Below are 25,414 nucleotides of genomic sequence, written 5' to 3' on the forward strand. Positions count from 1 at the left end.
TATGTTTAAGCCATTCCGTTTCGCTTTTCTGGCTCTGCTGACATTGTTGGCAGGCTGTCAGACTGAGCTCTATACCAACATCAGCCAGAAAGAAGGTAACGAAATGCTGGCGATCCTGCTGTCGGAAGGCGTGGTCGCCACCAAAGAGCCGGATAAAGACAACACAGTGAAACTGCTGGTGGATGACTCACAGATTGCGTTCGCGGTAGATGCACTGAAACGCAAAGGCTATCCGCGTGAGCAGTTCTCTACCCTGAAAGAAGTGTTCCCTAAAGATGACCTGATCTCTTCGCCTCTGGCAGAGCGCGCCCGTCTTATTTACGCCAAGTCTCAGGAGCTTTCATCAACCTTGTCGCAGATCGATGGCGTTCTGGTTGCGCGGGTGCACGTGGTGCTGGAAGAGCAGAGTCAGCGTCCGGGCGCGAAGGCGGTTCCGGCTTCAGCGTCCGTATTTATCAAACATGCAGCGGATATGGAGCTCGACTCTTATGTGCCTCAGATCAAGCTGCTGGTTAATAACAGTATCGAAGGGCTTAACTACGATCGCATTAGTGTGGTGATGGTTCCGTCCAACGAATACCAGGTCTCTCAGCAATCAAACCAGCTGGAAAGTGTACTGTCGGTGCAGGTTGCCAAAGACAGTGTGGACAACCTGATGGGTATTCTGTTCTTCATGCTGGTCTTGCTGGTGGGTTCGAACATTGGTACTTACTTCTGGTGCCGCAGGAACGTAAAACGTGGCTGAGAGCGGCAATGAGTTTCGCCAGCTGATACACGAGCTGAATTTTCGCCCGTGCAGGTATATCGATACCAGCTGGCTGGCGGCCGGGCACTCCTGGCTGAGCCGGATGCCGCAGTGGCGCCAGCGGCCTGCTCTCAATCAGTGGGTGCTTGATGAGTGGCAGTTAAAGCCGGTTAACGAGGCGACGTTTAACCTGCCGTATCACAGTCTGGCGCTTCTTCCGCCGGAGGCGCTGGCTAAGCTGGTGCTGATGATTGGCGGCGTCCTTCACTGCCAGGCAATGCGCCATGTGGTTCTCAAAGCTCCAAGGCAGCACTTAAATACTGTATTTGGCAGCGAAGGCGTAAGTTTTTGTATGACTCACGGCCCTATGCTGGTCTCCGGCTGGCCCGCAGGCTGGCAGCAAAATCTGGGGATGACGTTCACTCCTGAGCTGCTGACGGAGAAAGCAGAAAAGCTCGGCCGTATGTGGCTGGCCTTTCTGTTTCTGGATGCGCCGCCTTCTCTCGAACAGCGGCTGCGGTTTAAACTTCGCCGTGAGCTGGCTGAATACAATCAGTTACCGGTCTGGCTGGTCGTTGAACAGCGCGATCTGGCTTACCGCCTGACCAAAAAAATAGCAAAACAGGTTATCCCGCAATGGTTTCATTTGTTGAAATAAAAACCGACAATCTTCAGCTGGCTCCGGGCCTTAAGGTGCTTAAAGCCCGTGATTATATGGGTTATCTTGACTCTCAGCATCTGGTCGAAGCGGCACACGCGAAAGCCGAGACCATCATCGCCGGAGCTGAGAAAGTCTATGAGAGTGAGAAAGAGCGCGGCTACCAGGATGGTCTGGAACGGGCCAAAGTTGAGAACGCCCAGACCATGATAGATACCCTGACCCGTTGTAACGACTACTATCTTCAGGTCGAGGAGAAAATGACCGGTGTAGTGCTGGATGCGGTACGCAAGATCATCGACAAGTTCGATGACGTGGACATGACCCTGAGCGTGGTACGTGAAGCGCTGCAGCTGGTGAGTAATCAGAAGCAGGTCATATTGCATGTGCACCCGGAGCAGGTCTCAGAAGTTCGCGAGCAGGTGTCCAATGTACTGAGTGATTTTCCTGAAGTCGGTTATGTCGATGTGGTGGCCGATGCCAGACTTAAAAACGGCGGCTGCATACTGGAAACCGAAGTCGGTATTATCGATGCCAGCATTGACGGTCAGCTCCAGGCGCTGAAACAGGCCATGGTCAAGCAGCTCGGCGAGCGTCAGTTATCAAAAGCACCTTAGGGTGCTTTTTTTGTGCCCGGTATATCTGTCGCTGCTTTGTGCACCAGGTCACGAGCCCATTCAGAAAGTGACAAATTTACAGCCATTTCTTACATCCCTGAGTCATCAAAAGTTATTCAATAGTATGCAGTGAAGCAAATAAGGATAACGATATAAATGACTGCTACCCAACTGTTAATTGATGAGTTCTGCAAGCTGAATGAGCTGCCTGCAATGCAGTTCAGTGCGGAAGGACGTTGCCAGATGCTGGTGGATGACCGGCTGATGATCTACTTCGTGGTAACGGATGAAAACACCCTGCTGCTTTCTGCCGGTGTTGGCATGCTGGATAAAGAGGGTGAACTCCGGACCCGTGGTCTTGAGCTGCTGGCGAAAGCCAACTATTACGGCCTGGGTACCGGCGGACAGACGCTGGCCCTCTGCCCGGATGACAGACAACTGGTTCTGTTTGGCCGCCAGCCCCTGGCGATGCTCGACGCCACTTCCCTGACTTACTGGTTCCACAATGTTATCAGTAACGCCACCGAATGGCAGGCCCGTTTTGCCATGCTGGATGCCGATGTGGCGGCTTCAGTCCGGGCACCACAGGTCAATGTCAGTCAGCTGCGGGTATAAGGAGAACAAACAATGACAAAAATACAGGCACCAGTCCCTGGCGTTGCTCAGTTTCGTGACATCGCCGCACCGAAAGATGACCGGGTGATCAGCAAGCACGGAGAAGTAAAAGAGCCAGGAACCTTCCATAAGGGGCAGAAATTTGCAGCGGTCAGTGAAGGCGTGCTGCGTCAGAAATACAGCCGTTATTTCCAGGAGAACATCAAAACCCACCTGGACCTGAAACAGGCGCTGATGAATGAAGAAAAACCGGAAACAGCGCTGCTGGCATACTCTCTGGTCAGCCCGTCAGGGTACCGGGGGGAGCCACTGACCGAGCGTAAGATCCTTGAAGTCGTCAGCCTGCTCGATGAAGTGAAAGTCGATGACAGCGGCTATACGAAAATGAAAGGGCAGTTCGATACCATTGCCCAAGACCCGCGAATGCAGGCCTGTCTTGAGATCCACTATCCCGGAAAAATGGATGGCTTTGGCGCTGAGCTTCTGGAGATGATCAAAGATAAAGCCAAAGGGCCTGGCGTTAACGCCGCGGTTAACCTGCTGCTTCCGGGCGTTGGTCTGCTGATTTCAACTGGCCGGGAGTTACATAAGGCGTCAGTAAACGGTGACGCAGAAGCGCATCACCATCAGCTTGAGCAAATCTCCCAACTGCCGGGGCGCGACCAGCGGATGTCGCTGCCGATGGAACAGGCGCTGGCAACCGGCCATGCCAAAATGTCCGTTGAAGGGGGCGTTGGTGCAACCCTGGGTATGGCGACTGGTGGTCTGGGCTCATTTGGTATTACCGGTGTGGCAACAGCGGGTGTGACCCCACTGGCAAAAGAAGCCATTGGCTCTGTGGCGACGACAGCGATCATGACCGGCGGAGGCTTTGTCGCCAATCAGGCCGGCGCTTTTGCACTGAACAAAGAAGCCTCTGGCACCATCGAGCCACAGGTGCTGTCCGGTGTGCTTCCCCGCCTTGAAGTGTCCAACAGTAAAGGTGATTTTACTTTCAGTATGCAGGAAGCGCCTTCAGTACGGGCGCTGATGACTTACCTTGGCCCGCGGGAAAACACAGAGCTGCTGCTTTCACCGGATACGCCAAAGGAAGTCAAAGAGATGGAAATGGCACGTCTGGAGCTGAAAGCCCAGCTGGGCTCCAAACCTGGCGAGCACCTGGTGCCGGATACCGACTCGATGCTGAAACTGAGCGAAGAAGACGCCCCATCTGAGGTTCAGCACAAGGCAGATAAGGTGTTTAAAAAGCTGCTGGCAGAAGATTACAACTGGCTGATGCCTGCCGTTTCCTGCCTGGATAAGGGAAAAGCCGACGAGATCAACGCCAAACTGACTTACAAGCTGCCACTCGATGCACCAAACGGCCGGGTCATGCTGGATAAGAGTCCAAACCTGAAACCGGACCAGATAGAAGCCCTGAAGCAGACCGGAACGCCGAGTCAGTTAAGGCTGATGTATATTGCGGAAGGGTGGATATAGCGATCGCCGGGCGCGGTTAGCCGAAGAGAATCAAGGCCGGGGAGTGGGAGCTTCCTGGTCTTGAGAGGCAGGTCCTGGGGTTATGGGTCCTGGGTTTCTGGGGGAGTCTTTTAAACCATTGTGAAAAAGTGAAGTTATAGGCTTGACTGTAAGAGTTAAATTGCGAAACCAGCACCCAGCACCCAGCACCCAGCACCCAGCACCCAGCACCCAGCGCTTCTCCCGCGCACCACGAACCGCGTTACTCTTCTTCCAACGACGCCACCCAGCGCAATATCTCTGCTGTCGCTTCAATCAGCTCGCCCGGAATGTACTGATCAAGCTGGCCATCCGCATACAGGGCACGGGCGAGAGGGACTTTTTGCATGACCGGGATGCCCTCTTCTTTGGCTATCTGGATCATCCGTTTTGCTACTTCGTCAGTCTCTTTCAGCGTGATAAGCGGCAGTGGGGTTTCGCCTTTTTTGTAGTACAGGCCGATGGCGATATGGGTCGGGTTGGTGACCAGAACGCTGGAGCGTTTTACGTTGTCACGCTGGCCTGATGCCTGCAGCTCCTGGTGAAGCTGGCGGCGTTTACTCTTGATCTCCGGGCTGCCTTCCATCTCTTTGTACTCGCGTTTAACCTCATCTTTACTCATTTTGAGCTTCTTGGTGTGCTCGTATTTCTGGTAGGCATAGTCGGCGGCGGCGATCACGATAAAGCCGACCGATGAGATGATCATCAGGTGTTTGAGCAGCTCTCCGGTCAGTGTCGGTACACAGGTCAGGCCGCAACTTGGGATCTGCAGCAGAGTGTTCAGGTTTCCTTTCAGGGTGCCCCAGACGATAAATGACAGCAGGCTCACTTTCAGGATCGACTTAATAAATTCAATAATGCTGCGCAGAGAGAAAATTCGTTTTGCCCCCTCGACCGGGTTTATCTTCTTGATATCCGGTTTGACTGACTCACCGCTGAACAGCAGGCCAAACTGAGCCATATTGGCGACGATCGCGACAAGGGCAGCTACCAAAACCAGAGGGGCCAGCAGGTAGACCATCTCTTTGGCAATGGCGATGGCGACATCCAGCAGGGCGTCCTGAAAGCCCTGGTAAGCCAATCTGCCAGGCAGAAGCATCAGCTCAGAGATGTGGCTCATGTAGTAGTCGGAAAAGGCAAACAGCACGACCACAATGGCAAGGATCAGTGCAGAAGAGACGATCTCGGTACTCTTGGCGACCTGGCCTTTCTTCCTGGCGTCACGCAATTTTTTGGGGGTGGGGAGTTCGGTTTTTTCTCCGCTCATTGTACGCTCTCCGGGGCCGGGTGCCAGATGGTATTAAGTTGTTCGGCAAACAGGTTGACGCCGGGAAACAGCGCCTGGAACTGGTCCATCATCAGTCCCAGATAGACGATCAGCAAAACACTGGCAATGGCACTTTTTATTGGCATCGCCAGGAAGAAAACATTCAGCTGAGGGGCAAAACGGCTGATCAGCGCCAGGCCAAATTCGGCCAGGAACATGGCCAGTACCAGGGGCGCAGCCATAAGAACCCCAAGCCACATCAGCTGCTGAAACTGAGCGTAGAAAAATGCCACCCAGGCGTCGGTTATCACAGGGAAGAATTCCGTAACCGGCCAGGCGACGTAGCTCTTAAACAGGGCCAGGAAAAAGGCCAGAAAGGCGCCGCCGGAGAAAAACAGGGTGATCAGCGCCTGGGTCAGCAGCACCGCTGTCGGGGTGGACTGTGAGCCCAGCGTTGGGTTAAACAGACTGGCCATGGCTGCGCCGCGCTGGTTGTCGATAAGAAATCCGCACGCTTCAACCGCCCAGAACGGGATAGCCGCGATAAAGCCGATAAGAATGCCGACCAGCACCTCTTTGCCCAGTACGGTAACCAGCCATAAACCGTCCATATCGCCAGGCAGGGGCTGGTCATTGACTACAGGGAACAGGAACAGGGCGATGGAGCAGAGCACGCCGTTACGGATCAGTGCGCCTCCGAGCATCTGTTTGCTCAGAATCGGCAGAAAAATGAAACAGGCCATCATCCTCGGCAGGGTGAGGCTGTAAATAAGCAGTGCCTGTTGAAGATCCTGGTAGCTCATCGTATATCAGGGATTCTGTCCAGTACCATAGTGGCAAAGGAGTGCAGCTCTGCGCCCAGCCAGGTGGCCGTCACAAACAGAGTGATGATCACCGCAACCAGCTTAACCACAAAGCCCAGCGTCTGTTCCTGAACCTGGGTCAGTGCCTGAATCAGTGAAACCAGGGTACCGACCAGTGCGGCCACGATAATCGGTGGCAGAGACAGCATCAGAACCAGCACCAGGGCCTGGGAGGTAAAGTGGATTATTTCAGACGGATTCATCTTTTCTCCCGGTTACACGCTGTAGCTGAGAACCAGCCCGTGGGTCAGCTTGGTCCAGCCGTCGAGCAGCACAAACAGCAGCAGTTTAAACGGCAGTGAGATAGTCATCGGCGACACCATCATCATCCCCATCGCCAGCAGTATGTTGGAGACGATAAGGTCGATTGCGATAAACGGCAGATAGAGCAGAAAGCCGATTTCAAATGCCCGGGTCAGCTCACTGACGGTAAAGGCAGGCAGAAGCAGCAGAAGGCTGTCTGATTCCAGACGCTCTGCATACTTCTGAGGCCAGACAGTGCGGGCCGCATCGGTAAAGAAAGTCTGTTCTGTCTCGCGTATATGCCGTTTAAGAAACTCACGGTAAGGCTGCAGGCCACTGTCGAGAAGCCCTTCGATGCTCTCGCTGTCTTCAAGAGAGATCTCGTTCTGCTTGATATAGTCGTGAGTGGCAAATCCGACCGGCGCCATAATAAAGATCGACAGGATCACCGCCAGGCCATAAAGCGCCATATTCGGCGGGATCTGCTGAACGCCCAGGGCGTTACGCAGCAGCGAGAAGACCACCGCGAGTTTAACAAACGAGGTGGCCATCATGGCGATAAACGGAACCAGCGCCAGCAGAGCCAGCGTTACAATGAGGTTGAGTTCATCAGGTAACTGGATCATACCTGCGCCTGCTGGTCGGTATAGAGTTGGGTGACACGTACGCCCAGGCGTTCATTGATATTGACCAGTTCACATTCGCCAATCGCCTTGCCATTGGCACGCAGGGTGACCGGCTGGCTGACCGGCTGATCCAGTTCGAATATGAACCCTGGCTGGAGCTGGCCCAGCTGTTCCAGGGTAACGCTCTGATGGCCAACATCAAAAGTCAGTTCCACCGGCAGTTGCTGATAGTCAGTAATGGATTCCTGGTTGTGTATATCGTTCATAGCAGATTCTCTTTCCAGTATTTGAACGGTCTGATCTTCGAACAGGCAGCGCCACAGGGCACGGCCGGAAAGAAGAAAGACCGCCTGTTGTTCGGCGAAATGGCAGTGGTCAAAAAACACCACATCCCCCTGTTCCAGTGCACGAAAGTCACTGAGGGGTAATCTGGTGTGGCCCAGACTCAGCCAAAAAGGCAGGGCGATATGCTGGTTAAGTTGTGAGGAAACTTCCGGCAACGCAGCCACAAGCAGGTCCTGCCCCTGGGTTACCCAGGCGCACAGCGTGTTGTCGTCCTGTTTGATGGTCAGCATCAGTGCGTCATTGTTTGTTTCAGCGCTTTGGCACGGCTCAATCTGGCTCAGTACCGGGCGCTGACCAAATTGCTGATTCAGTATTGCGGACAGAGGTTCGAGCTGCGCATTCAGCAGCTCAAGCTGCAGTGACGCAGGCAGCGATTCAAACGCGGTTTCCTGCAGCACAGGGCTAAGCCAGTGCTGCAGCTGTTCACCCGCCAGTTCGATGGTCATTATCTGACTGCCAAGCAGCACTTTAATGCCAAAACCGCTCAGCTCAGGTTTGGCAGAAACGGTGACAGTCAGACTGCCGCCGTTATCACCCTGAAAGTAGCACTGGCGTGAGCAGAGACGGTTGTTTAACCCAACGCTGCTCTTCTCAATGCGGGGATAGCTTAAGTTCATTGATTCTCCTCAGGTTGCCACTCTTCGTACACGCTGCGTTGCTGGCGTGACTGCTGCTGGTCCTGCTGGTGGCTCATCTGGCTGGTGATCACAACCCGGACCGGTTGCTCAAGCCCGAGCCTGTTCAGTCGTTCAACAAGCTCGTTGCGGGCGTGCTGGTTCAGGATCTGGTGCGCCTGCTCCTGGCGTACGGTGACGGTGTACCCCTGGTTATCCAGCTTTATCTGGATCTCGCCGCCTTTGAGCTGGCCGTCACTCAGGGTCAGCCTGACTTCCTGACCGCTGCCTGCCTGTGGCAGTGATACGTGGATTTTCTCAACCAGTTGGCTGACCAGTTGCGCCAGCTCTTTCGTTGCCGCTGCAGCAGGCGTCGCAGCTGTTGCGATGTTTTTCAGGATCAGATCGCCCTGAGTCGCAGGGGCAGAAACGGCCGGTGTCTGTGCGTGAGTGTGCTCTTCAGAGTCTGTATTCAATCCGGTCAGCACTGCTGTCCGGCTTTCCCCGTCTTCCTCTTTTTGCCGGGCTTTGGCGGCATTTAACGCAGGCGGTTGTTGATTTACCTGCCGCTGCGAAGTGTGAGGATGGTCAGGTGTCATCGCCGGGCCACCCGCCGGGGTTTTGGATATTGATTGAGACATTGCAGCCTGCTCAGTTTGTTTTGGCCCAGCCGGATGGATGGCCGTTGTTTTCATCTCACCGCCTGTTTTTGCGTTTCCGGCCGGCGGGATTACAACGCTGGTTTGCGTAACTGACCGGGTAACCTCAACGTTTGTGTGCGAAACCGCCTGTGGATCCTGCTCTGTGGTTTCCACTGGCTCAGATTTCTGCTCTTTCTGCGGGTTATCAGGCTTCACTATGGATACCGCTTCAGCTGCAGTCCTGCTTACCGCTGTCGCTTTCTCTGCTGGCGCGGCCTGCTTAACCTGCAGGGTTTCAGAACTCTGCAGAGCTTTTTTACCCGCAGCGCTTGTCTCAGCCCCGGGCTGCTGGTTTTGTTCAGCAGCTTTGCTGATTACTTTTGCTGGTTTACCGGAAGTTGCTTTAGCGGGCAGTGACTGCCCGGTATGCAAAGTGGGCTGATTTTTTGCCTGCCCATCCGGTTTGACGGAATCGTTATGTGATTCTGTAGGTGAAGGTTCAGCTTTGCTGCGTGTTTGCTGTCTGCTTTGAACCTTTTCGCACAACGAAACCGAAGCGGACCTGGCCTCTTCTCCTGTCTGGTTTGTAAAAGCTGAAGAGGATGCATCAGATGGGGCCTGCGCTTTCTTTCCCGGTTTTTTATGTGGCATTTTGCCTGACACCGGGACGTGCTCAGAGCCGGCAACCTGCCCTGATAAGGCTGCCTCAAAACGACTTTTCAGAGACTCCGGAGCCAGGCCTGTTTGTGGCGGGGGAGTGGCGGAGCTGGTCTCTGTGTTGTCGTTTATATTGTTACTAATGTTGTGTTTAATATGCATCATTACCTCTGTATCACTGCGGTCGTGCGGAACTCTTCCTGTTCGAGTTCTTCCCTGTATTGCCTTAACTGCTCTTCGGCAGCCTGTTCTTCTTTATGCAACTGGACGAATTTTTCCGCAGCCCGGTGGGCCAGCAGTGCGAGCTGCTTTTTTTCATGCAGCATTTTTTGTTCTTGTTCGAGCGTTTGGCGCGCTTCGGAAATCCGCTCTTTCAGGCCGGCTTCCCGCTCGCGCAGCAGAGCAATTTCCTGGCGGAGGATCTCCAGTTCACGCAGCAGCAGGCAATCCTGTTTTGCTTTGGCAAACCGTCGCTCTTCTTCCTCCACCCGCCACTGGTGGTAGTCTTCAGCCCGCTGACGGGCTTTCTCCAGCTGAGCTGAAGCGTGCACCACACGGTGCTCCTGTTGTGCGACCGCCTGATCTGCACGGTCGGCGCGAATGCGTTTAATCTTCAGCAGCTGGGCGATCACTGTCCGGCCAGCTCCCGCATGCTTTCAATGGCATCACCCAGCGCGCTTGGCTCATGGGTGCCCTGGCGAAGAAAATCGCGGATCACTTCGTGCTGAGCGATAGCCTGATCGGCAAGACGGTCGGTTCCCTGCTGGTACTCGCCGATCTTGATCAGCAGCTCAACCTCTTCGTATTTGGCCAGCATCTCGCGGATATGCGCGGCAGAGTGTTTATGCTCATCGCCGATGATCTGGTTCATTACCCGGCTTGCCGAACGCAGTACGTCGATGGCCGGATAGTGGTTGGCCGCCGCCAGTTTGCGCGACAGAATGATGTGTCCGTCGAGTATCGAACGGGTTTCATCGGCGACCGGTTCAGTCATATCGTCGCCTTCCACCAGTACGGTATAGAGCGCGGTAATGGATCCCTTGTCAGACTGACCTGCCCGTTCCATCAGCTTGGGCAACGCGGCAAATACCGAAGGCGGAAAACCCCGGCGGGTCGGTGGCTCGCCGGCAGCAAGACCAATTTCACGCTGGGCACGGGCGAAACGGGTCACCGAGTCCATCAGCAGCAGTACCCGTTTTCCCTGATCCCGGAAGTATTCTGCTATCGAAGTGGCCACAAACGCGGCTTTTGCCCGCTCCATCGCTGGTCGGTCTGAAGTCGCGACCACCAGAACAGAGCGCGCCATCCCTTCTTCGCCCAGGTCGTGCTCAATAAATTCACGTACTTCCCGCCCACGTTCACCGATAAGCGCCAGTACGGTCACGTCAACTTCTGCTGAACGGATAAGCTTGGCAAGCAGGGTACTCTTACCCCCGCCGGCTGCGGCGAATATACCCATACGCTGACCCTCACCACAGGTGAGCAGGCCATCAATGGAGCGCACCCCGAGAGAAAGGGGGTCTGTGATCAGTTTGCGGTCCATCGGAGGTGGTGCATCCCGGTATACCGGGTACCAGGCGGCGGGTTCCTGGGCCTGGCCACCGTCAAAAGGCCTGCCAAGTCCGTCGAGGATCTGACCCAGCAGATGATTGCCAACGCCGACTTCGTGCATCTTGCCCATCGGGCTTACTTCGGTATTCGAGGAGATGCCAAACATGTTGCCAAGTGGCGTCAGCAGGGCGTGGTGCTGCTGAAAGCCCACGACTTCGGCCAGCAGTGACAGGGTTTGGTCAGGATTGCGCAGTTCACAAAGTTCGCCTACACGAACGCCCGGAACCACTGCTTTGATAATGGTTCCGGTCACCTGGGTTACCCGTCCGCGGATCTGGATCAGCCTGGTCTGGCGGACAGCAGATTGCTGGGCCTCTGTAATGTAGGAAAACTCGTTCAAGGTCTGTTTTTGGCGCAATAATTCATAGCGTCACAGAATAGGGAGGGGAGGAAACGATTTATAGTGACTAATGGCCGGGAGTTTTTAGAAAACTCTTCAGGCACTAAAAAAACACGTCCGATTTTGACAGCCCCGGCTGACCACGATTCATATAATCCGCTCATATGTTGTACCCAGGAGTGCAGTCAATGAGTGTGATTAATAACCAGATAAACAGTGCAGCCAGCACCTCTGCGGCTGCGATTGCAGGGCGTGAAAACGCAGGCCCTGACCTCACCTCTGCCCGGGGCAGTTACCGGGGAGAAGCGGTCCGGGTGCGCAATGACACTCAATCCCTGTTCGATGCAATGGAAGAACTGACCTCGCTTGGCTCAGAAAAAGCGGAGAAAGATCTCACCAAACGCAAGGTTAAAGACCGCAGTTACCGCATCAACGAAGCACATGAGCTGGTATCCCAGTACCTTAAAAAAGTACCTGATCTGGAAAAGAACCAGAAGATCAAAGACCTGGCCGCAAAACTGGCGGGCAGTCATATCAGTACCATCGCTCAGCTTCAGGCCTACCTGAACGGTTTTTCAGAAGAAAAGAGTCACCAGTACCTGGCGCTTAAAGCCGTTAAGCAGTATCTGGCAGCCAGCCCGGACAGCCGTCACCTGCTGGCGCTGATTGATACAGCGTTGCTGCGTATGGAGCAGGATCCGGATTCCTGGGATCAGATCGATACCGAAATTCGTATCTCTGAGTTTGCTGATGAGTTCAGCAAGGATCAGGAGTTCAGCAGCCTGCATCAGCTTCGTGGTTTCTATCGCGATACCGTGCTCTGTTATCAGGGCCTTGGCTCGGCCTATCAGGACGTGGTGGACCGTTTTGGTGCCCAGGAAGTACCGACGGCACTGGAATTTATGCTGCAGGGCATGAGCTCAGATCTCAGCGTACAGGGCAGCAATGTGGATCCGGTAAAACTGCAGTTGCTGATGGCCGATATGCAGAAGCTGAAAATCCTGAACACACTCAAAGATCAGGTCAACAACCTGTTCCAGTTGTTTCAGCCACAAAGGATGAGCCATGGCCTATCAAGCTACTGATTTGATGGCGGACATCATCGCGCTGGTGGAGCAGCGCTGGGTCAGCAGCGACGCAGTATGGAAGCTGGCCGAATCGATGCAGTTACCGGACGTGCAGCAGCAGATTGGATTTTTCCGCGAGCTGCACAAGCTGGTGCGTCACATTCCGGTGGCTGTATTTGCAGATGATGAACAGCGTCAGAACCTGATCCAGGCAGTACAGACAGCGCTTGATGAAGCGGTTGAGCGGGAAGAAGAGGAAGAGTGGGACGATGAGTTGGATTGATACTGCGGTAGATGATTTCTGCCGTGGCATGGGGCTTGAAGCGGCGCATTTTGCCGGAGCGGGCAGGGTGCAGCTGAGCTTTGAGCGCAGCGGAACCCTGCATATAGAACAGCATCAGGACAATCTGTACCTGATGCTTTCGCGTGTTTTGCCCTGGCATCAGTCTGCGGCGCGGCTGCAGAGCGCGCTGGCGCTGTGTCACTTTCAGCAGGGCTGGCCGTTTAACGTACGGTGCGGACTTCTGGATGAAGAGACGCTGGTCTTTACTGCCCTGCTTGAGAGTGAAGAAGTTACCCTGCCGGCGCTTGAACAGGCTTTTGGCCTTTTGGTCCGTCTGCACGATGAAACAGAGCGTTCATGAATAAGATAAGCACCCTAAATGTTGGCATTGAGGCGTTCAGCCATCTCTCCGGAGAGCAGACAGAAGCTGACTTTCCCAAACGCTTTCAGCTGTTGCCTGATGGCCAGGCGATCGCGACCCATCTCGACAGTCTCTATACGCTTCGCCCGGGTGACAGGCACCTGAACATGCTGGCTAAACCCAAACTCTCTCAGCTGGAGCTGCTGAGGCCGGATAAGTACCGTCAGCAGTTTGATCTTACCCTGGAGCAGCTGCAAAGAGCGGCTGCCGAAAATGGCTCTGCAAAACTGGCTGAAGCCGCACAGACCCTGCAGTCGAGCCAGCTTGAACAGCGCTATCTCACCATGGCGCTGAATTTGTTAATTCAGGTATAGGTGGCTGATGTTAACTCCACGAGATTCTGAGCTGCTGCTGATACACGCAGCTCTCCAGGTCCAGTACCAGCATCCCGGACGTGCCATTACTTTGCTCGATGCGCTGCTTGAGCTTGAGCCCGGGCACGTCGAAGCGCGCAAGATGCTCTCCGTTGCCTGTCTTCAGACCGGAAGAAATGCCCGAGCAGCCATGCTGTGCGAAGAGCTGCTTCGCGAAGGTACTGAGCAGGACGAAGCCGGACTCTGGCTGTGTCTGAGCCAGGCGCGCTGGCGGCAAAGCGATACCGACGGAGCCAGGCAGGCTCACCAGCGTTACACCAAATTTCTGAATAGTGAATCAAATGAACAAGCTGATTAACGTTTTAAACCAGGTAGGGCAGCGTAAAGACATTATGCTGGCAGTGATGCTGCTGGCGATTGTGTTTATGATGATCCTGCCGCTGCCGACCGCGCTGGTGGATGTGCTGATCGGTACCAATATGAGTATCGCAGTAGTGCTGCTGATGCTTGCGGTGTATATCACCAGCCCGCTGGAGTTCTCAGCCTTTCCGGCCGTGCTTCTGATCACCACACTTTTCCGCTTGTCGCTTTCCATCACCACAACCCGTCTGATCCTGCTTCAGGGAGATGCGGGCCAGATCGTACAGACTTTCGGTAACTTTGTGGTCGGCGGTAACCTGGTCGTCGGTATCGTAGTATTCCTGATCATCACTATTGTTCAGTTCCTGGTGATCACCAAAGGTTCGGAGCGGGTGGCGGAAGTAAGTGCCCGCTTCTCCCTGGATGCGATGCCTGGTAAGCAGATGAGTATCGATGGTGATATGCGCGCCGGGGTTATCGATGTGCACGAAGCCCGCCACCGCCGTTCCCTGATTGAAAAAGAGAGCCAGATGTACGGTTCGATGGACGGCGCGATGAAGTTCGTAAAAGGGGACTCCATCGCCGGTCTGGTGATCATCGTGGTGAATATCCTGGGTGGTGTCACCATAGGTATTACCCAGAAAGGGATGACCGCCTCTGAAGCGCTGGAGCTGTTTGCCATTCTGACCGTCGGTGACGGCCTGGTGTCGCAGATCCCGGCGCTGTTTATCGCCATCACCGCCGGTATTATCGTTACCCGGGTTTCCAACGAAGATTCGGCTGACCTGGGCTCCGATATCGGCGGCCAGGTTACTGCTCAGCCAAGGGCACTGCTTATCGGGGGGGCGCTGCTGATTCTGTTTGCGCTGATCCCCGGCTTTCCCAAAATCACCTTTCTGGTCCTCGCCCTTGTCGTGGGTGGCGGAGGCTTCTTCATGCTTTATCAGCAGAGAAAGCAGGTGCAGTCAGACAGTAAAGACCTTCCGTCATTTGTTGCCCAGGGCGCGGGCTCGCCTGCGGCCAAGCCGAATAAACCGGCCCCGTCGCGTGCCGGAAAAGGCAAGCTGAATGAGCAGGAAGAGTTTGCCATGACGGTGCCGCTGTTGATAGACCTCGACTCCGGCCTTCAGGAGAGCCTTGAAGCGGTCGCGCTCAACGATGAACTGGCCAGGGTACGCCGCGCGCTCTATCTCGACCTCGGGGTGCCTTTTCCCGGCATTCACCTGCGCTTTAACGACGGCATGAGCAATGGCGAGTATCTGATACAGCTGCAGGAAGTGCCGGTTGCCCGCGGGCGTATTGAAGAAGACAAGCTGCTGGTTACCGAGGGTAACGAACAGCTCGACCTGATGGGTATCCCTTATGAAGCGGATGATGATTTTCTGCCTGGGATCCAGACTCTGTGGGTCGCCAGTACCCATCAGGAGAAGCTGGAGTCCAGCCATGTCGGCATGCTGACCCCGGACCGCATTCTGACCTTCCACCTTTCCCACGTACTGAAAGAGTACGCGGAAGACTTTATTGGTATTCAGGAGACCCGCTACCTGCTTGAGCAGATGGAGGGCAGTTACGGCGAGTTGGTAAAAGAAGCCCAGCGCATTGTACCGCTGCAGAAGATGACTGAAATCCTGCAGCGCCTGGTCTCTGAAGACATCTCAATCCGTAACCTGCGGGTGATCCTCGAAGCCATGGTGGAGTGGGGCCAGAAAGAAAAAGACGTGGTTCAGCTGACCGAATATATCCGCTCCAGCCTGAAACGGTATATCTGTTACAAGTACGCCAGCGGCCAGAATATGCTGCCGGCTTATCTGCTGGACCAGAACCTGGAAGACACCATTCGTAACGGTATCCGCCAGACTTCGGCGGGCAGCTATCTGGCGCTCGACCCGTCTGTGACCCAGCAGTTTGTCAGCGATGTGAAACAGACCATTGGTGACCTCAGCCGGATGCCAAACAAACCGGTGCTGGTGGTCTCGATGGATGTGCGCCGTTATGTGCGCAAACTGATTGAGTCTGAATATTACGAGCTGCCGGTGCTCTCCTTCCAGGAGCTGACTCAGCAGATCAATATTCAGCCCCTTGGCCGGGTGGGTGTCTGATGGACAGGCTCACGGCTTCCCTCACTGATGCCGGTATTGAGGTGACACCTTATTACTGGCAGCAGAGCCGTATCGTGCTCGGCCAGCGCTTTGAGTACGACGGCGCTGAGCTGGTCTACCGGGTCGATGAGGGGAAGATCATCATCGTGCTGCTGCGCCGCCTTCGTCCCAATCATGGCCTGGTTAATCCTTTTGCCTGCCTGTTTTATCTCGCAGAACACGCCCGGCGGCTTTTCCCGCCTGAGTGGCTGATCCGCGGCAATGTGGATGTGCTGCGCGGCAGCAATATGAACAGTGACCGGCTGGCCCGGTTCTATCTTCGCTGTTGCGGGGCCAGCCACGATGAGCAACAGGACTGGTACTGCCTTCGTTTGGCCGACTACCGCCCACTGAAGAAACAAAAAGTAAAAAATCACGGCTGTGACTGACAGCGCGCGACGATTTACTGCCTTTATGATGGAAAACAAGATGAAACAACCTTTTACCGACCCGATAGAGCAAGCCGAACTGGCGATTCGCAGCGCTGAAGAGCGCAGCGATGTGTTTAACGAACTGCTGGACGGACTGGGTGTCGGGCCGGTGGCCGGTGAAATCCTGCTGGGAGGGCTGAAAGCCTCTCCACAAACGATGAAGAATGCAGAGCAGGAACTGGTTGAAGAGGTGCAGCGTCGACGTCAGCAGTTAAATGCGCTTCAGGGGCCTGGTGAGAAGGGCAAACGCAGAAAGCGTCCGACCATGATGCGCGGTATGGTGATTTAAGGGTTTTGATATGACAGATATGCCATTAATTACGGGTTCTGATACCGGTGCTCTTACCGGTGCACAGAGCAATGAAGCGCCGAAAACGTCGGTCACCTTTGAGAATGCCCTGAAGGGAGCGTTATCCGGTGACCAGTTTGCCCTGGTGCAGCCATTTATTGATCAGCTTCCTCCTGTTGAGGGAAAAACGCCTGAAGAAGCCGCAGCTCTGTACGCCGCTGCAGTTAAGAACCTGGTCGATAAGCAGACCGCATTCTCAGGTAATGCGGGCAGCGCGCTGACTCAGTGGGTTAGTGCACTTCAGGGCCAGAAGACGGTCACCAGCGACACTCCGCTGGCTCAGTCTAATCAGGTTCTGTCGGGCCAGTTCCAGAGCTGGTTCAGTCAGCAACTGACCAGCCAGCTGGATTCGTACCTGCCAACCGGCGTTGTCAGTCAGTTTAAGTTCGTACTTGGTTCAACCGCCAGTCAGGCGGACCAGATTGGCAGTCTGTCAGCATCAGAGCTGCAAATTAAAACCGGTGAGATCACCGCCTTTATTACCGGGCTGGCGACGCATCTTAACAGTGATGCTCAGATCCGCAGCGACTCTCTCCCTTTTCTGCGTACTGCATTTGGCAGCTTAGCCGGGCAAAGTCTTACTTTGCCGGAGATAGAAAACTCCGGATTTTTACTGAAAGCGGACAAGTTCTCCCAAAAAGTATCTGAGCAACTGGTTAAACAGTTTAAGACTGTTGGTGTCACTCTCAGTACAGATGAGGCCAATAAGATTGCCGCGAAAATCAAGTGGACGCCGGGCATGTCTGAAACGCAGCTCGAATCGTCTGTTAAAGAGATGGTTACTCAGCTCAAGGGGCAGTTTACCAATGCTTATCCGACCGATGCTTCCGCCAAACTTGAAGCGGTTGTGAAGGCGGAAGTGCCCCCGTCCGGAACTGCAGTCAGTCAGTCTGAATCCCTGTCAGGCCTCTTTGCGAATATGGCAGTGAGCCTTACTAATATTCAGATCCAGGGGTTCTATACCAATCCCGGAATACATGCTGATCAGAAAACTGAGATTACGGCTGCTCAGGTTGACGGTATTAAAAAGCACGTGGAGCGTGATATTCGCGATCTGTTTGAAAAGATGGTGCGTGGTGAGTCTGTTGAGCCAGCGTTTAAAGACCGCCATAAGGCGATGATGAACAACCTGCAAACACTGACGGCCCGTTTGCTGAGAGTCTCCACGGAAGAGCTGACGAGCAAAGAGATCAATGCTGGGCATTCCATGACTGCCCGTGATCTGCTGTCTGTCGTTGATGCCAGTATCGCAAACCGGTTTGATGAGCAGGTTCTGTTTTCCCTGAATGAGCGCCGTGTTAACCGTCTGGAAAAGCGGGACACTCAAAAAGCAGAGCTTCAGTCATATACGGCCCGGTTGAAGATCTTCGGCAGCATACAGTCTTTGATTCATACCAAACAGAGTGGCGCCGGTACTTATGGTGAGGGCTATAACCCTAACAGTTACACGTTTGACTACACCACGTTTAAGTACAGCACGAAAGCGGACTTTCATAAGTCAGCGGAGTTTAAACAGCTTCACGAAGTTGCCAAGTTCAACGTGGCTCCAGGTGTGACCCCGGGACCAGGCGAAACTGCAACCCTGGCCAGTAAGTACATCGACTTTGAAGCAATAAACAAAGACAACGTTGATGCCAGTAGTGTTTATACCAAATCCGGGGACACTTATGTGTTTAAGCTTACAAAGGAAAATGTAAAGAAATACATAAAGATACCTGCTGATGAGGTAAAGGTGACGCACCTGCAGTTTTTAAAATATGAAGGTGTCGATGCGAAGAATCAGACTTATCAGGATGGCGAAAAGGTAAAGAAACTATCCAACTTCTCCAGCTCCATCAGTGATAAATCCAAGCTGCTCAATGATGAAGTCCAGATTAAAACCACAGAACTGAACGATACCAGCTCGCAGTACAACTCGACTGTCGAAGCGATGAATAAGTTCGTTCAGAAATACAACAGCATTTTAGAACAAATCCTGCGAGCCATTTAAGGATAAATACCATGACCAAAGAAAACACAACAATCGATCCATCAGAAATGCAGGCTGAAGAGCTGATGTCCTTCCTTGAAGAAGGCGGCACTATCAAGATGCTGCACGACGTGTCTGCTGACACTATTGAGCACATTTATGCAGTCGGATATAACTTCTTCCAGTCGGGCAAGATTGAGCAGGCAGCGAAAGTCTTTCAGCTGCTGAGCATGCTGGATCACTATCAGGCCCGTTTCTTTATCGGTCTGGGTGCGGCTCGTCAGGAACTGGGTGAGTATCTGCAGGCTATTGATGCCTACAGTTATGCCGCACTGGTGGATGTTAACGATCCACGCCCACCTTTCCATTCGGCGGAGTGTCACTTAAAGCTCGAGCAACTGACCGAAGCGGAAAGCGGGTTCTACAGTGCAAAGGAGATGTCTGCCGGGAAATCAAACTATGCAGACCTGCATAAACGCGCAGGCATCATGTTGGAAGCGGTGAGAAATAAAAGGAGTAACTAGAATATGAGTTCTATTGCACTTGACCGCGCCCAGGGCCAGGTTTATATCCAAAGCCCTGATGAAAATACGCTGGATAAAACCCAGCGAAAAGGAACCGGACAGCCATCTGTCACGGTAGAAAATGTTCACGGCAAAGCGTCTGACGCGCTCAATACCGGCAAAGTGTCGGTACAACTGGATGCACCAAATCCGGCTGTGAGTGATGTGGTTACAGAGAAGACCCTGCAGGAAATGGCTCAGCTTCAGAAATTAATTGGAGCCTTTGCCAACATTTTCTCTGGTATTCAGTCTGTTTTTGCTCAGGCTATCGCGCCTCTGGCGGTGAAGATTGTTTCCGGTTCAGGAGATGACTTTGAAGTCGAGCTGGCCGCCATGACTGAGAAGCTTAAATCTGCCCAAAGCAGCCTCAAAATCGACGAGGTGAACGTTGCTAAGGCCAAGCATAAGCAGGAGATGGCTGAAAATCAGGAGAAGATCAAAGAATCTGAAGCAGCCGCTAAGGAAGCCCAGAAGTCGGGTTTGGCGGCGAAGATCTTTGGTTGGATCAGCGCAGTCGTTTCGATTGTTGTTGGTGCGATTATGGTCGCGACCGGCGTTGGCGCAGCGGCGGGTGCCCTGATGATCGCTGGTGGTCTAATGGGCGTGGTCAGTATGGCGCTGCAGGAGCCGGCAGTACAGGATGCGATGAAAGCAGCCGGTATAGATGTTGACGTATTAAACAAAGTCGTGATGGCACTGGAAATTGCGGTTGCGATAATTGGTGCCATTGTCACCTTCGGTGGTGCTGCCGCCAGTGGTATTGCCAAGCTGGCTACAAAAGCAGGCGAACAGGCTGCCAAACTGGGTGTGAAGCTCGGTCAGAAAGCGGCGGGTGAAGCGGCTAAAGCGGTGTTGAAGCAGGTTGCAAATAAGGCGAAGGATCTGTCAAAACTGATGAAGGCTACTTTCGACAGTGGCGCTAAAGCAACCTCGACCACTGCGAAAGCCGTTCGTTTGGGTGCAGAGACGGTCGATCTGACGGTGAATGTGGGTAAAGGCATCACGGATTCAGTTCATGCAGATGATCAAAAAGACGTGGCTAATATTCAGGCTGACCTCACCGAGATGCGCGCCAAAATGACCCTGACCCAGGCGGTGATCGACAAGCTCAAAGAAGAGGTTGAGAAGATCATGCAGGGCTTCCAGGAGCTGATGGAACTGATCATGCAGATGATCCAGGCCAAAGGCGAAACCATGCAAACAGTACTTAACCGTCCTGCGACGGTGTAGGGGGCAGATATGGTAGAAAAAGTAACAGGCAGAAACCCTGCCGAAGTATATGGCCTGGGCGGTGACTTTAAAGTTGCCGACAAGGAGAAGCCGGCAGCGACCAGAACAGAAGCAGCTGAGCTTAAAGCCGCAGGTAATCAACGTGCCAGCGGCCCGCAGCACTACGGACTGGAAGGACCACAGGCGCATGCTGGCAGCAATCAGGCCGCTACTGTGGCAAAGCTGATGGACGTGCTGGCTCCAACGTTGAACCTGCTGATGGAGACCATGAACAAGGCGATCAGCGGTGAGAAAACGGACGCTAAGTCTGAATCTGTCTCTCAGGCGCTGACCCTGTTGACGCTGTTGTATCAGGTATCCAAGCTGAGCCGTCAGCAGCAGGTTCTTCAGCGTGAAATTGCGGTTGAAGCGAACGTTGCCAGCCTGAAGAGTCAGGCGGAAGAGCTGAATAACTCAGCAAAAGCTCTGATGGCGATGGCGATCATGTCCGGTATCATGGCTGGCTTTACAGCTGTGCTCGGCGCAGTGGGTACCGCCAAAGCCGGTAAGCGTATTAACAACGAATCTGCCGGAAACAAAGCGTTTAAAAATCAGCAGGCGGACCTTGATACCAAAATGGCTGAGATCAAGGGCACTAAAGGGTTTGAAGGTGCCAAAGCCAAACGTGGTGAGATGCACCAGGAAGCCAATGCGATGCGCAGCAAACTGGATGACATCAAGGCTGATACCACCAGGCAGGGTCGTAAGTTTGATAAGCAAATGGGCAAAAACCAGACTTACAATGCGGTTATTCAGGCTCTGGGGCAGATGGCAAACTCTATTGGTAACCAGAAGCAAACGGAAGCCCAGGCCCGCGGTAAGGAAGACGAGATCCAGGCAACCCGCGCTCAGGCTGCCAAACAGAAAGCCGATGAAAATGTTGGCTTCCAGGATGGTCTGCTGAAAGAGCTGCGTGACATGTTCCGCTCAATCTCTGACAGTGAAAACCAGGCATGGCGTGCTTCGGCTCCGACGGTGTAAACCCGGGAGACCTGGCGATAAGCAAACGGCGCAGCATAAGCTGCGCCGTTTTTTTTGTGTTTGCAGAGGCCGGTTTATCCGGTGACGCCTTCACCCTGATTAAGCCACAGACGGTGTAGGTCCAGATAACCGGTTTTCTTAAGCTGCAGGCCCGAGACCTGATTGGTTTTGGTGATCACCCGCTGGCCAAAAAACAGTGGCAGAAGAAGTTTGTTGTCGGTCAGTGGGCGGACAAAATCAAGCAGGTCCTGTGTGGCGCTGTAGCTTGCCATGGTGGCCTGAACCAGAAGCCGGTGCTGTTCCAGTTGTTCCTGACTGTAGGCATAGCGAAGTGCCGTTGTGGTTAAAAGCCATTCGTAAAGACCATATTTCAGTGGCTGCTCCAGAATTTCTTCACACAGAAGCAGGTCAATTTGGGGCTGGTAGCTGTCTGTCGCGTCCAGATCGTTAATGGGATAAAGGGAAACGTTAATTCCGGTTTCCCTGATGGTGGCAGCCAGCCAGTCAATAAGCTCCCGTTTATATTTCAGACGCCAGTTCGCATGGCCCAGTACCAGGTCTCCGCGCAGTTTGGGTACTGGCATTGTTTCCTGCGGAGTCTGACCGAACAGGGTGATAGGTTTGAGCTGTTTACGTTCGGCGTAGCTGGCACGGCAGTGGTTAATATAGCTGAGAAGATGCGCGAGATCGTCAGAAGTTACGCTGCACTCTTTGCGGCGTTTCTGTGCAAGGAAAGAGAAAGCCTGGATGTCATGGTTCTCACTCAGAGGCTCATCCTGGTGAAAGCTGAGGTGATTGTCGAGCTCTGCCCCCTGGTGGCAAAGGGTTATCTGGCTGAGCAGCGCACGCGCGGCGAAATAGTGCGGATTTCTGTCCAGTACCAGCTTGTTTTCATCCCAGTTACTCAGCAGAAGCGGACCAGTACCTACATGGAACCAGCGGCCATTGAGCATTTGCTGGCGATTTGTGGTGATGCCGGCGTTAGGAGTGGTCAGGGTGTAAATAAACAGGGGATTTGGTGATTCCAGGGTAATAAATATAGCGTTTTGGGTGGCATCAAAGCCGGAGTCTACGACCTGCCTGAACAGCCAGCGGAAAGGGCCATTGCTGTCAAACAGACGGCCAAGGCTGGCGGTTACATCCCGGCAGGTAAGAGGGTGGCCATCATGACACTGAACGTTAGGTCTCAACCAGAAGAAATAGGTTTTCTGATCGTCAGACAGGGCATATTCGCAGGCAAGGTGCTCGATCAGGTGTCCATTGTCGTCCACCCTGAGAAGCGTGTCGTACAGGGCGCTGATCACCTGCATTTCGGCTGACCAGTAGGTTTCCGGTGGGTTGAGAACATTAACCCGGGGATACTGTGTGACGGTCAGGGAATTGGTAGCCCGTTGTTGTTTGTCCGTTTCCTGCATCAAAACGTGAATGGCGCGGGAAGCCTGATCGCGGTATTCCTCAAGATATCCGGGTAACTGGTCAAAGTTACCCGCTTCCAGTTCGGCCTGAATTGACTGATACAGCGCCTGGTAGTGGGAAACAGTAATGGTCAGGCTGCTGTTTTTCCCCCGTCCGACCCCGGGGGCCCAGTTCAGCCACCCTGAATCCTGCAGCATTTTGATGATCGAGGAGACATTGCGCCTGCTGGTGCAAAAGACCGGTTCCAGTTCGTCGATGGTCACATCATAGGTTTGTCCGCAGTTGTAGAGGTTCAACAACTGGGACAGACGTCGTAAGCGAATATTTTTCATTGAAAACAGATCAACCCATTATTAGTTGGCTGCTGAACCGGCACGCCCTGGAGCAGGAGCGGTTCTTTCCAGGCAGCTCAGTTTATTATTCTGAAAGCTTATTCTTGCTTTGTTTGTGAGGGCTTTCTTTATAAAAAGGCCGGGAATTTATGTGATTTGGCCGGGAATTGTCAGTTTGTTAAACGTTTGCTTATGTGGGGGGAATAATTTGGGGTGGGACAGAGTCAGCCAGCGGTACTATGCTGGCAGCGCAGCTAACAGTTTTTCCCTCAGATGAAAGAACTCTGCGGTTTGTTGCACCGCTTTCATAAAAACTGATGATTGTCCGGTAAAAGCCATGTTCAGGGTCAGGCCCTGATTGGTCTCATCGACGTCCGGGCACATCAGCGCTACTACCATACAGGTGATAACGTCTTCATCTCTGGTGTTGAGTTCAAGTATTTTTGCGCAGCGGATGACCTCTGCGATTCTGGTGTCGTTACCCATAATGGTTTCCTCATGCATTAAGACAAACAGCTTGTCAGGAGTGTCAAAGGGGAGGAATTTTATGTTCAAAAAACAAGCTAAACCATGAAGTGACGGGGCAGGAACTTGCATGGTTTTGCCTGTTGTCGGCAGATTAATTACAGGTTCAACTGATAAATCTGTTAAATATCAAATAACAGGATTGGCGGACGGGTGGGGCGGTCAGGCGTGTGCCACGGCTGGCCGAATCAGGTTACGCATTGCTTTGGTCTTAGCGGTGAAAAAGCATCGCTGAACGGCTTGGGACGGGAGTAGAAGAATCCCTGGATATAGATATTGGGCTGACGCAGCGATTTCAGGAAATCCGCCTGCTCTTTGAGTTCTACGCCTTCGACGATCACTTTACGGTCATCATGAGTGCACAATCCGATGACTTTGGTGAGCATGGAGCGTTTGTGCTGGTCGGTATCAATGTTGTCGACGTAGCGTTTATCTATTTTCACTGAGGTCAGGAACGGCAGACTGAGGGCATCAAGGTTGGCATAGCCGCTGCCAAAGTCATCCAGGGAAAAGTTGAAGCCCATCCTTTTTAGCCGTGTGACAGCAAGTTTAAGTTTGTCGCTGTAGATCAGTTGGTTGTGTTCGGTAATTTCAAACACCAGTTGCCCGCGAAGATATGGGGCGTGCCCGGTTATATCAATGATGTCCTGAACAAAGCCAGGAGCGCAAAGGTCGCTGGTTGAGATGTTGACCGAAATACTGGGATGACGGTCTGATTCTGCCAGACAAAGAAGATCACAGATAACCCGTTTCAGAACCATGAAAGTAAACTGATAGTGAAGGTGTTCATGCTCTTCCAGTACCGGGATAAACTGTGCCGGGCCGATATTGTGCTCATTGTTCCAGCGGATCAGAGCTTCATAGGATGAAGGCCCGGAGTCTGACTGGGATGCGTAGATTGGCTGATAGACAGTATAAAAGCTGTCCTGCTGGTAGCGGATTGCGTGAAACAGCTCATGGGTGATGTGTTTCTGCTCCATTGCCCTGCAATACTGTTCTTCATCATGAATATGCAGCCCATCTACTGAGTCCAGAGCCTGTTTCATGCCATACGACAGGCGGCGTTCGATTTTTCCAAGCTCAGCCAGGGCAGATTTGCTTGAGGTATACAGACTGGTGAGTGCGTAATCCAGTGCGATTTTGTAGCCTGCGACATTGAGTTCCTGTGGAAGCAGTTTAAGGAGCTTCTGTTGCCTGCGGTGAATCTGATTGTTATCAAGTTTGTCATAAGAAGCGTATGCGAGGATCAGGTATTCATCGTTATAACGCTTTAAGAACGTTGGCCGCAAAGAGGCGTTGATCTTCCTGTGAATCAGTTTGTGGAGGTTACATTTTTTGGATAAGCGATAAAAAGGCTGGCCTGATCGGCCGGGTTTTACCAGCGAAATATGGTAGTAGAGTTCAAGCTCTTTTTGTTCGAGCTTGTGCAGTAGCGAGGAAAAATACTCTAAGCCGTAAACGTCTTTGGTTAACGAGTGCCTGTAAGCATTGCTCTGGAGCAGTTTTCCATACTGATAGTCGTTGCGGCCTGCATCAGATAAACGGTCCCGGATGATGAGTTTAAGGCAGATCAGTGCAAATGCGCATACAAGTACGGCCAGTACTGTAACGAGTAATACCATGATAAGTCATCCTGAATGCTGGTTTATTAATTTCC

28 protein-coding genes are annotated in these 25,414 nt (G+C 53.3%); 17 read left to right on the top strand and 11 right to left on the bottom strand.

All coding sequences use genetic code 11. From position 1 onward, the window contains the following. The first annotated feature begins 1 nt into the window (after position 1). The 5 genes from sctJ (at position 2) to ACVB80_RS06265 (ending at position 4,114) form a co-directional block, all read left to right on the top strand. Positions 2–745: a type III secretion system inner membrane ring lipoprotein SctJ gene (gene sctJ, locus ACVB80_RS06245; protein ID WP_481080417.1), complete on the top strand. Its 744-nt coding sequence runs from the start codon at positions 2–4 to the stop codon at positions 743–745. Beyond that, positions 738–1,403, top strand: a complete 666-nt coding sequence (locus ACVB80_RS06250; RefSeq protein ID WP_481080418.1) for a SctK family type III secretion system sorting platform protein — start codon at positions 738–740, stop codon at positions 1,401–1,403. Before sctJ ends, ACVB80_RS06250 begins: the two co-directional genes overlap by 8 nt. Continuing rightward, positions 1,382–2,020, top strand: coding sequence for an HrpE/YscL family type III secretion apparatus protein (locus tag ACVB80_RS06255; protein ID WP_481080419.1), 639 nt, complete (start codon positions 1,382–1,384; stop codon positions 2,018–2,020). Before ACVB80_RS06250 ends, ACVB80_RS06255 begins: the two co-directional genes overlap by 22 nt. Positions 2,021–2,176: 156 nt before the next feature. Further along, on the top strand, positions 2,177–2,635 hold the full coding sequence (locus ACVB80_RS06260) for a CesT family type III secretion system chaperone (protein ID WP_481080420.1): 459 nt from the start codon (positions 2,177–2,179) through the stop codon (positions 2,633–2,635). 12 nt (positions 2,636–2,647) lie between these two features. Then, positions 2,648–4,114 carry a CesT family type III secretion system chaperone gene (locus tag ACVB80_RS06265; protein WP_481080421.1) on the top strand — a complete coding sequence of 489 codons (1,467 nt, stop codon included), beginning with the start codon at positions 2,648–2,650 and terminating at the stop codon, positions 4,112–4,114. A gap of 241 nt (positions 4,115–4,355) precedes the next feature. Here the strand turns inward: ACVB80_RS06265 and sctU are convergent, their stop codons facing one another. From sctU to sctN, 8 genes are all read right to left on the bottom strand, one after another. Further along, the gene (sctU, locus tag ACVB80_RS06270; protein WP_481080422.1) at positions 4,356–5,399 is read right to left on the bottom strand and encodes a type III secretion system export apparatus subunit SctU; all 1,044 of its coding nucleotides are present in this window, start codon (positions 5,397–5,399) and stop codon (positions 4,356–4,358) included. Further along, the gene (gene sctT, locus ACVB80_RS06275; RefSeq protein WP_481080423.1) at positions 5,396–6,202 is read right to left on the bottom strand and encodes a type III secretion system export apparatus subunit SctT; all 807 of its coding nucleotides are present in this window, start codon (positions 6,200–6,202) and stop codon (positions 5,396–5,398) included. The genes sctU and sctT overlap by 4 nt, the downstream gene beginning before the upstream one ends. Then, entirely contained in the window at positions 6,199–6,465 is a 267-nt protein-coding gene (sctS, locus tag ACVB80_RS06280; protein WP_481080424.1) for a type III secretion system export apparatus subunit SctS, read from the bottom strand. Before sctS ends, sctT begins: the two co-directional genes overlap by 4 nt. Before the next feature lie 12 nt (positions 6,466–6,477). Then, positions 6,478–7,131 (bottom strand): type III secretion system export apparatus subunit SctR, encoded by a 654-nt coding sequence (sctR, locus tag ACVB80_RS06285; protein WP_481080425.1) that lies wholly within the window; start codon positions 7,129–7,131, stop codon positions 6,478–6,480. Continuing rightward, positions 7,128–8,093: a type III secretion system cytoplasmic ring protein SctQ gene (gene sctQ / locus ACVB80_RS06290; RefSeq protein WP_481080426.1), complete on the bottom strand. Its 966-nt coding sequence runs from the start codon at positions 8,091–8,093 to the stop codon at positions 7,128–7,130. Before sctQ ends, sctR begins: the two co-directional genes overlap by 4 nt. Next, positions 8,090–9,163 carry a type III secretion system needle length determinant gene (locus ACVB80_RS06295; protein WP_481080427.1) on the bottom strand — a complete coding sequence of 358 codons (1,074 nt, stop codon included), beginning with the start codon at positions 9,161–9,163 and terminating at the stop codon, positions 8,090–8,092. The genes sctQ and ACVB80_RS06295 overlap by 4 nt, the downstream gene beginning before the upstream one ends. A gap of 389 nt (positions 9,164–9,552) precedes the next feature. Then, positions 9,553–10,020 (bottom strand): type III secretion protein, encoded by a 468-nt coding sequence (locus tag ACVB80_RS06300; RefSeq protein ID WP_481080428.1) that lies wholly within the window; start codon positions 10,018–10,020, stop codon positions 9,553–9,555. Continuing rightward, positions 10,017–11,339 carry a type III secretion system ATPase SctN gene (gene sctN / locus ACVB80_RS06305; protein ID WP_481080429.1) on the bottom strand — a complete coding sequence of 441 codons (1,323 nt, stop codon included), beginning with the start codon at positions 11,337–11,339 and terminating at the stop codon, positions 10,017–10,019. The genes ACVB80_RS06300 and sctN overlap by 4 nt, the downstream gene beginning before the upstream one ends. A gap of 188 nt (positions 11,340–11,527) precedes the next feature. Here sctN and sctW point away from each other — a divergent pair, with 188 nt between their 5' ends. The 12 genes from sctW to vopD are packed head-to-tail and all read left to right on the top strand — an operon-like array spanning position 11,528 to position 21,484. Beyond that, positions 11,528–12,424 carry a type III secretion system gatekeeper subunit SctW gene (gene sctW, locus ACVB80_RS06310; protein WP_481080430.1) on the top strand — a complete coding sequence of 299 codons (897 nt, stop codon included), beginning with the start codon at positions 11,528–11,530 and terminating at the stop codon, positions 12,422–12,424. After that, on the top strand, positions 12,405–12,689 hold the full coding sequence (locus ACVB80_RS06315; RefSeq protein WP_481080431.1) for a TyeA family type III secretion system gatekeeper subunit: 285 nt from the start codon (positions 12,405–12,407) through the stop codon (positions 12,687–12,689). Before sctW ends, ACVB80_RS06315 begins: the two co-directional genes overlap by 20 nt. Next, positions 12,676–13,050 (top strand): type III secretion chaperone SycN, encoded by a 375-nt coding sequence (gene sycN, locus ACVB80_RS06320; RefSeq protein ID WP_481080432.1) that lies wholly within the window; start codon positions 12,676–12,678, stop codon positions 13,048–13,050. Before ACVB80_RS06315 ends, sycN begins: the two co-directional genes overlap by 14 nt. Beyond that, positions 13,047–13,424 carry a type III secretion system protein VscX gene (gene vscX / locus ACVB80_RS06325; protein WP_481080433.1) on the top strand — a complete coding sequence of 126 codons (378 nt, stop codon included), beginning with the start codon at positions 13,047–13,049 and terminating at the stop codon, positions 13,422–13,424. Before sycN ends, vscX begins: the two co-directional genes overlap by 4 nt. Positions 13,425–13,431: 7 nt before the next feature. Next, positions 13,432–13,782 carry a type III secretion apparatus assembly chaperone SctY gene (gene sctY / locus ACVB80_RS06330; RefSeq protein ID WP_481080434.1) on the top strand — a complete coding sequence of 117 codons (351 nt, stop codon included), beginning with the start codon at positions 13,432–13,434 and terminating at the stop codon, positions 13,780–13,782. Then, complete coding sequence (gene sctV, locus ACVB80_RS06335; RefSeq protein WP_481080435.1) at positions 13,757–15,883, top strand: type III secretion system export apparatus subunit SctV; 2,127 nt, start codon at positions 13,757–13,759, stop codon at positions 15,881–15,883. The genes sctY and sctV overlap by 26 nt, the downstream gene beginning before the upstream one ends. Continuing rightward, the gene (locus ACVB80_RS06340) at positions 15,883–16,311 is read left to right on the top strand and encodes an LcrR family type III secretion system chaperone (RefSeq protein WP_481080436.1); all 429 of its coding nucleotides are present in this window, start codon (positions 15,883–15,885) and stop codon (positions 16,309–16,311) included. Before sctV ends, ACVB80_RS06340 begins: the two co-directional genes overlap by 1 nt. Before the next feature lie 40 nt (positions 16,312–16,351). Then, positions 16,352–16,642 carry an LcrG family type III secretion system chaperone gene (locus tag ACVB80_RS06345; RefSeq protein WP_481080437.1) on the top strand — a complete coding sequence of 97 codons (291 nt, stop codon included), beginning with the start codon at positions 16,352–16,354 and terminating at the stop codon, positions 16,640–16,642. A gap of 10 nt (positions 16,643–16,652) precedes the next feature. Further along, a complete protein-coding gene (locus ACVB80_RS06350) occupies positions 16,653–18,692 on the top strand; it encodes a virulence-associated V antigen (RefSeq protein WP_481080438.1) in 2,040 nt (679 codons plus the stop codon). Positions 18,693–18,703: 11 nt separating this feature from the next. Then, positions 18,704–19,195: a SycD/LcrH family type III secretion system chaperone VcrH gene (vcrH, locus tag ACVB80_RS06355; protein WP_481080439.1), complete on the top strand. Its 492-nt coding sequence runs from the start codon at positions 18,704–18,706 to the stop codon at positions 19,193–19,195. A 3-nt stretch (positions 19,196–19,198) separates the two neighbouring features. Then, complete coding sequence (sctE, locus tag ACVB80_RS06360) at positions 19,199–20,464, top strand: type III secretion system translocon subunit SseC family protein (protein ID WP_481080440.1); 1,266 nt, start codon at positions 19,199–19,201, stop codon at positions 20,462–20,464. Positions 20,465–20,473: 9 nt separating this feature from the next. Next, positions 20,474–21,484 carry a type III secretion system translocon subunit VopD gene (gene vopD, locus ACVB80_RS06365; RefSeq protein ID WP_481080441.1) on the top strand — a complete coding sequence of 337 codons (1,011 nt, stop codon included), beginning with the start codon at positions 20,474–20,476 and terminating at the stop codon, positions 21,482–21,484. Between the two features lie 74 nt (positions 21,485–21,558). Here the strand turns inward: vopD and ACVB80_RS06370 are convergent, their stop codons facing one another. From ACVB80_RS06370 to ACVB80_RS06380, 3 genes are all read right to left on the bottom strand, one after another. Beyond that, positions 21,559–23,232: an ABC transporter substrate-binding protein gene (locus ACVB80_RS06370; RefSeq protein ID WP_481080442.1), complete on the bottom strand. Its 1,674-nt coding sequence runs from the start codon at positions 23,230–23,232 to the stop codon at positions 21,559–21,561. Positions 23,233–23,469: 237 nt separating this feature from the next. Then, positions 23,470–23,718: a hypothetical protein gene (locus tag ACVB80_RS06375; RefSeq protein WP_481080443.1), complete on the bottom strand. Its 249-nt coding sequence runs from the start codon at positions 23,716–23,718 to the stop codon at positions 23,470–23,472. Between the two features lie 227 nt (positions 23,719–23,945). Beyond that, positions 23,946–25,379 (bottom strand): EAL domain-containing protein, encoded by a 1,434-nt coding sequence (locus ACVB80_RS06380; protein WP_481080444.1) that lies wholly within the window; start codon positions 25,377–25,379, stop codon positions 23,946–23,948. Positions 25,380–25,414: the final 35 nt, after the last annotated feature.

The organism is Vibrio sp. 9-16B-A1, from assembly GCF_056726165.1.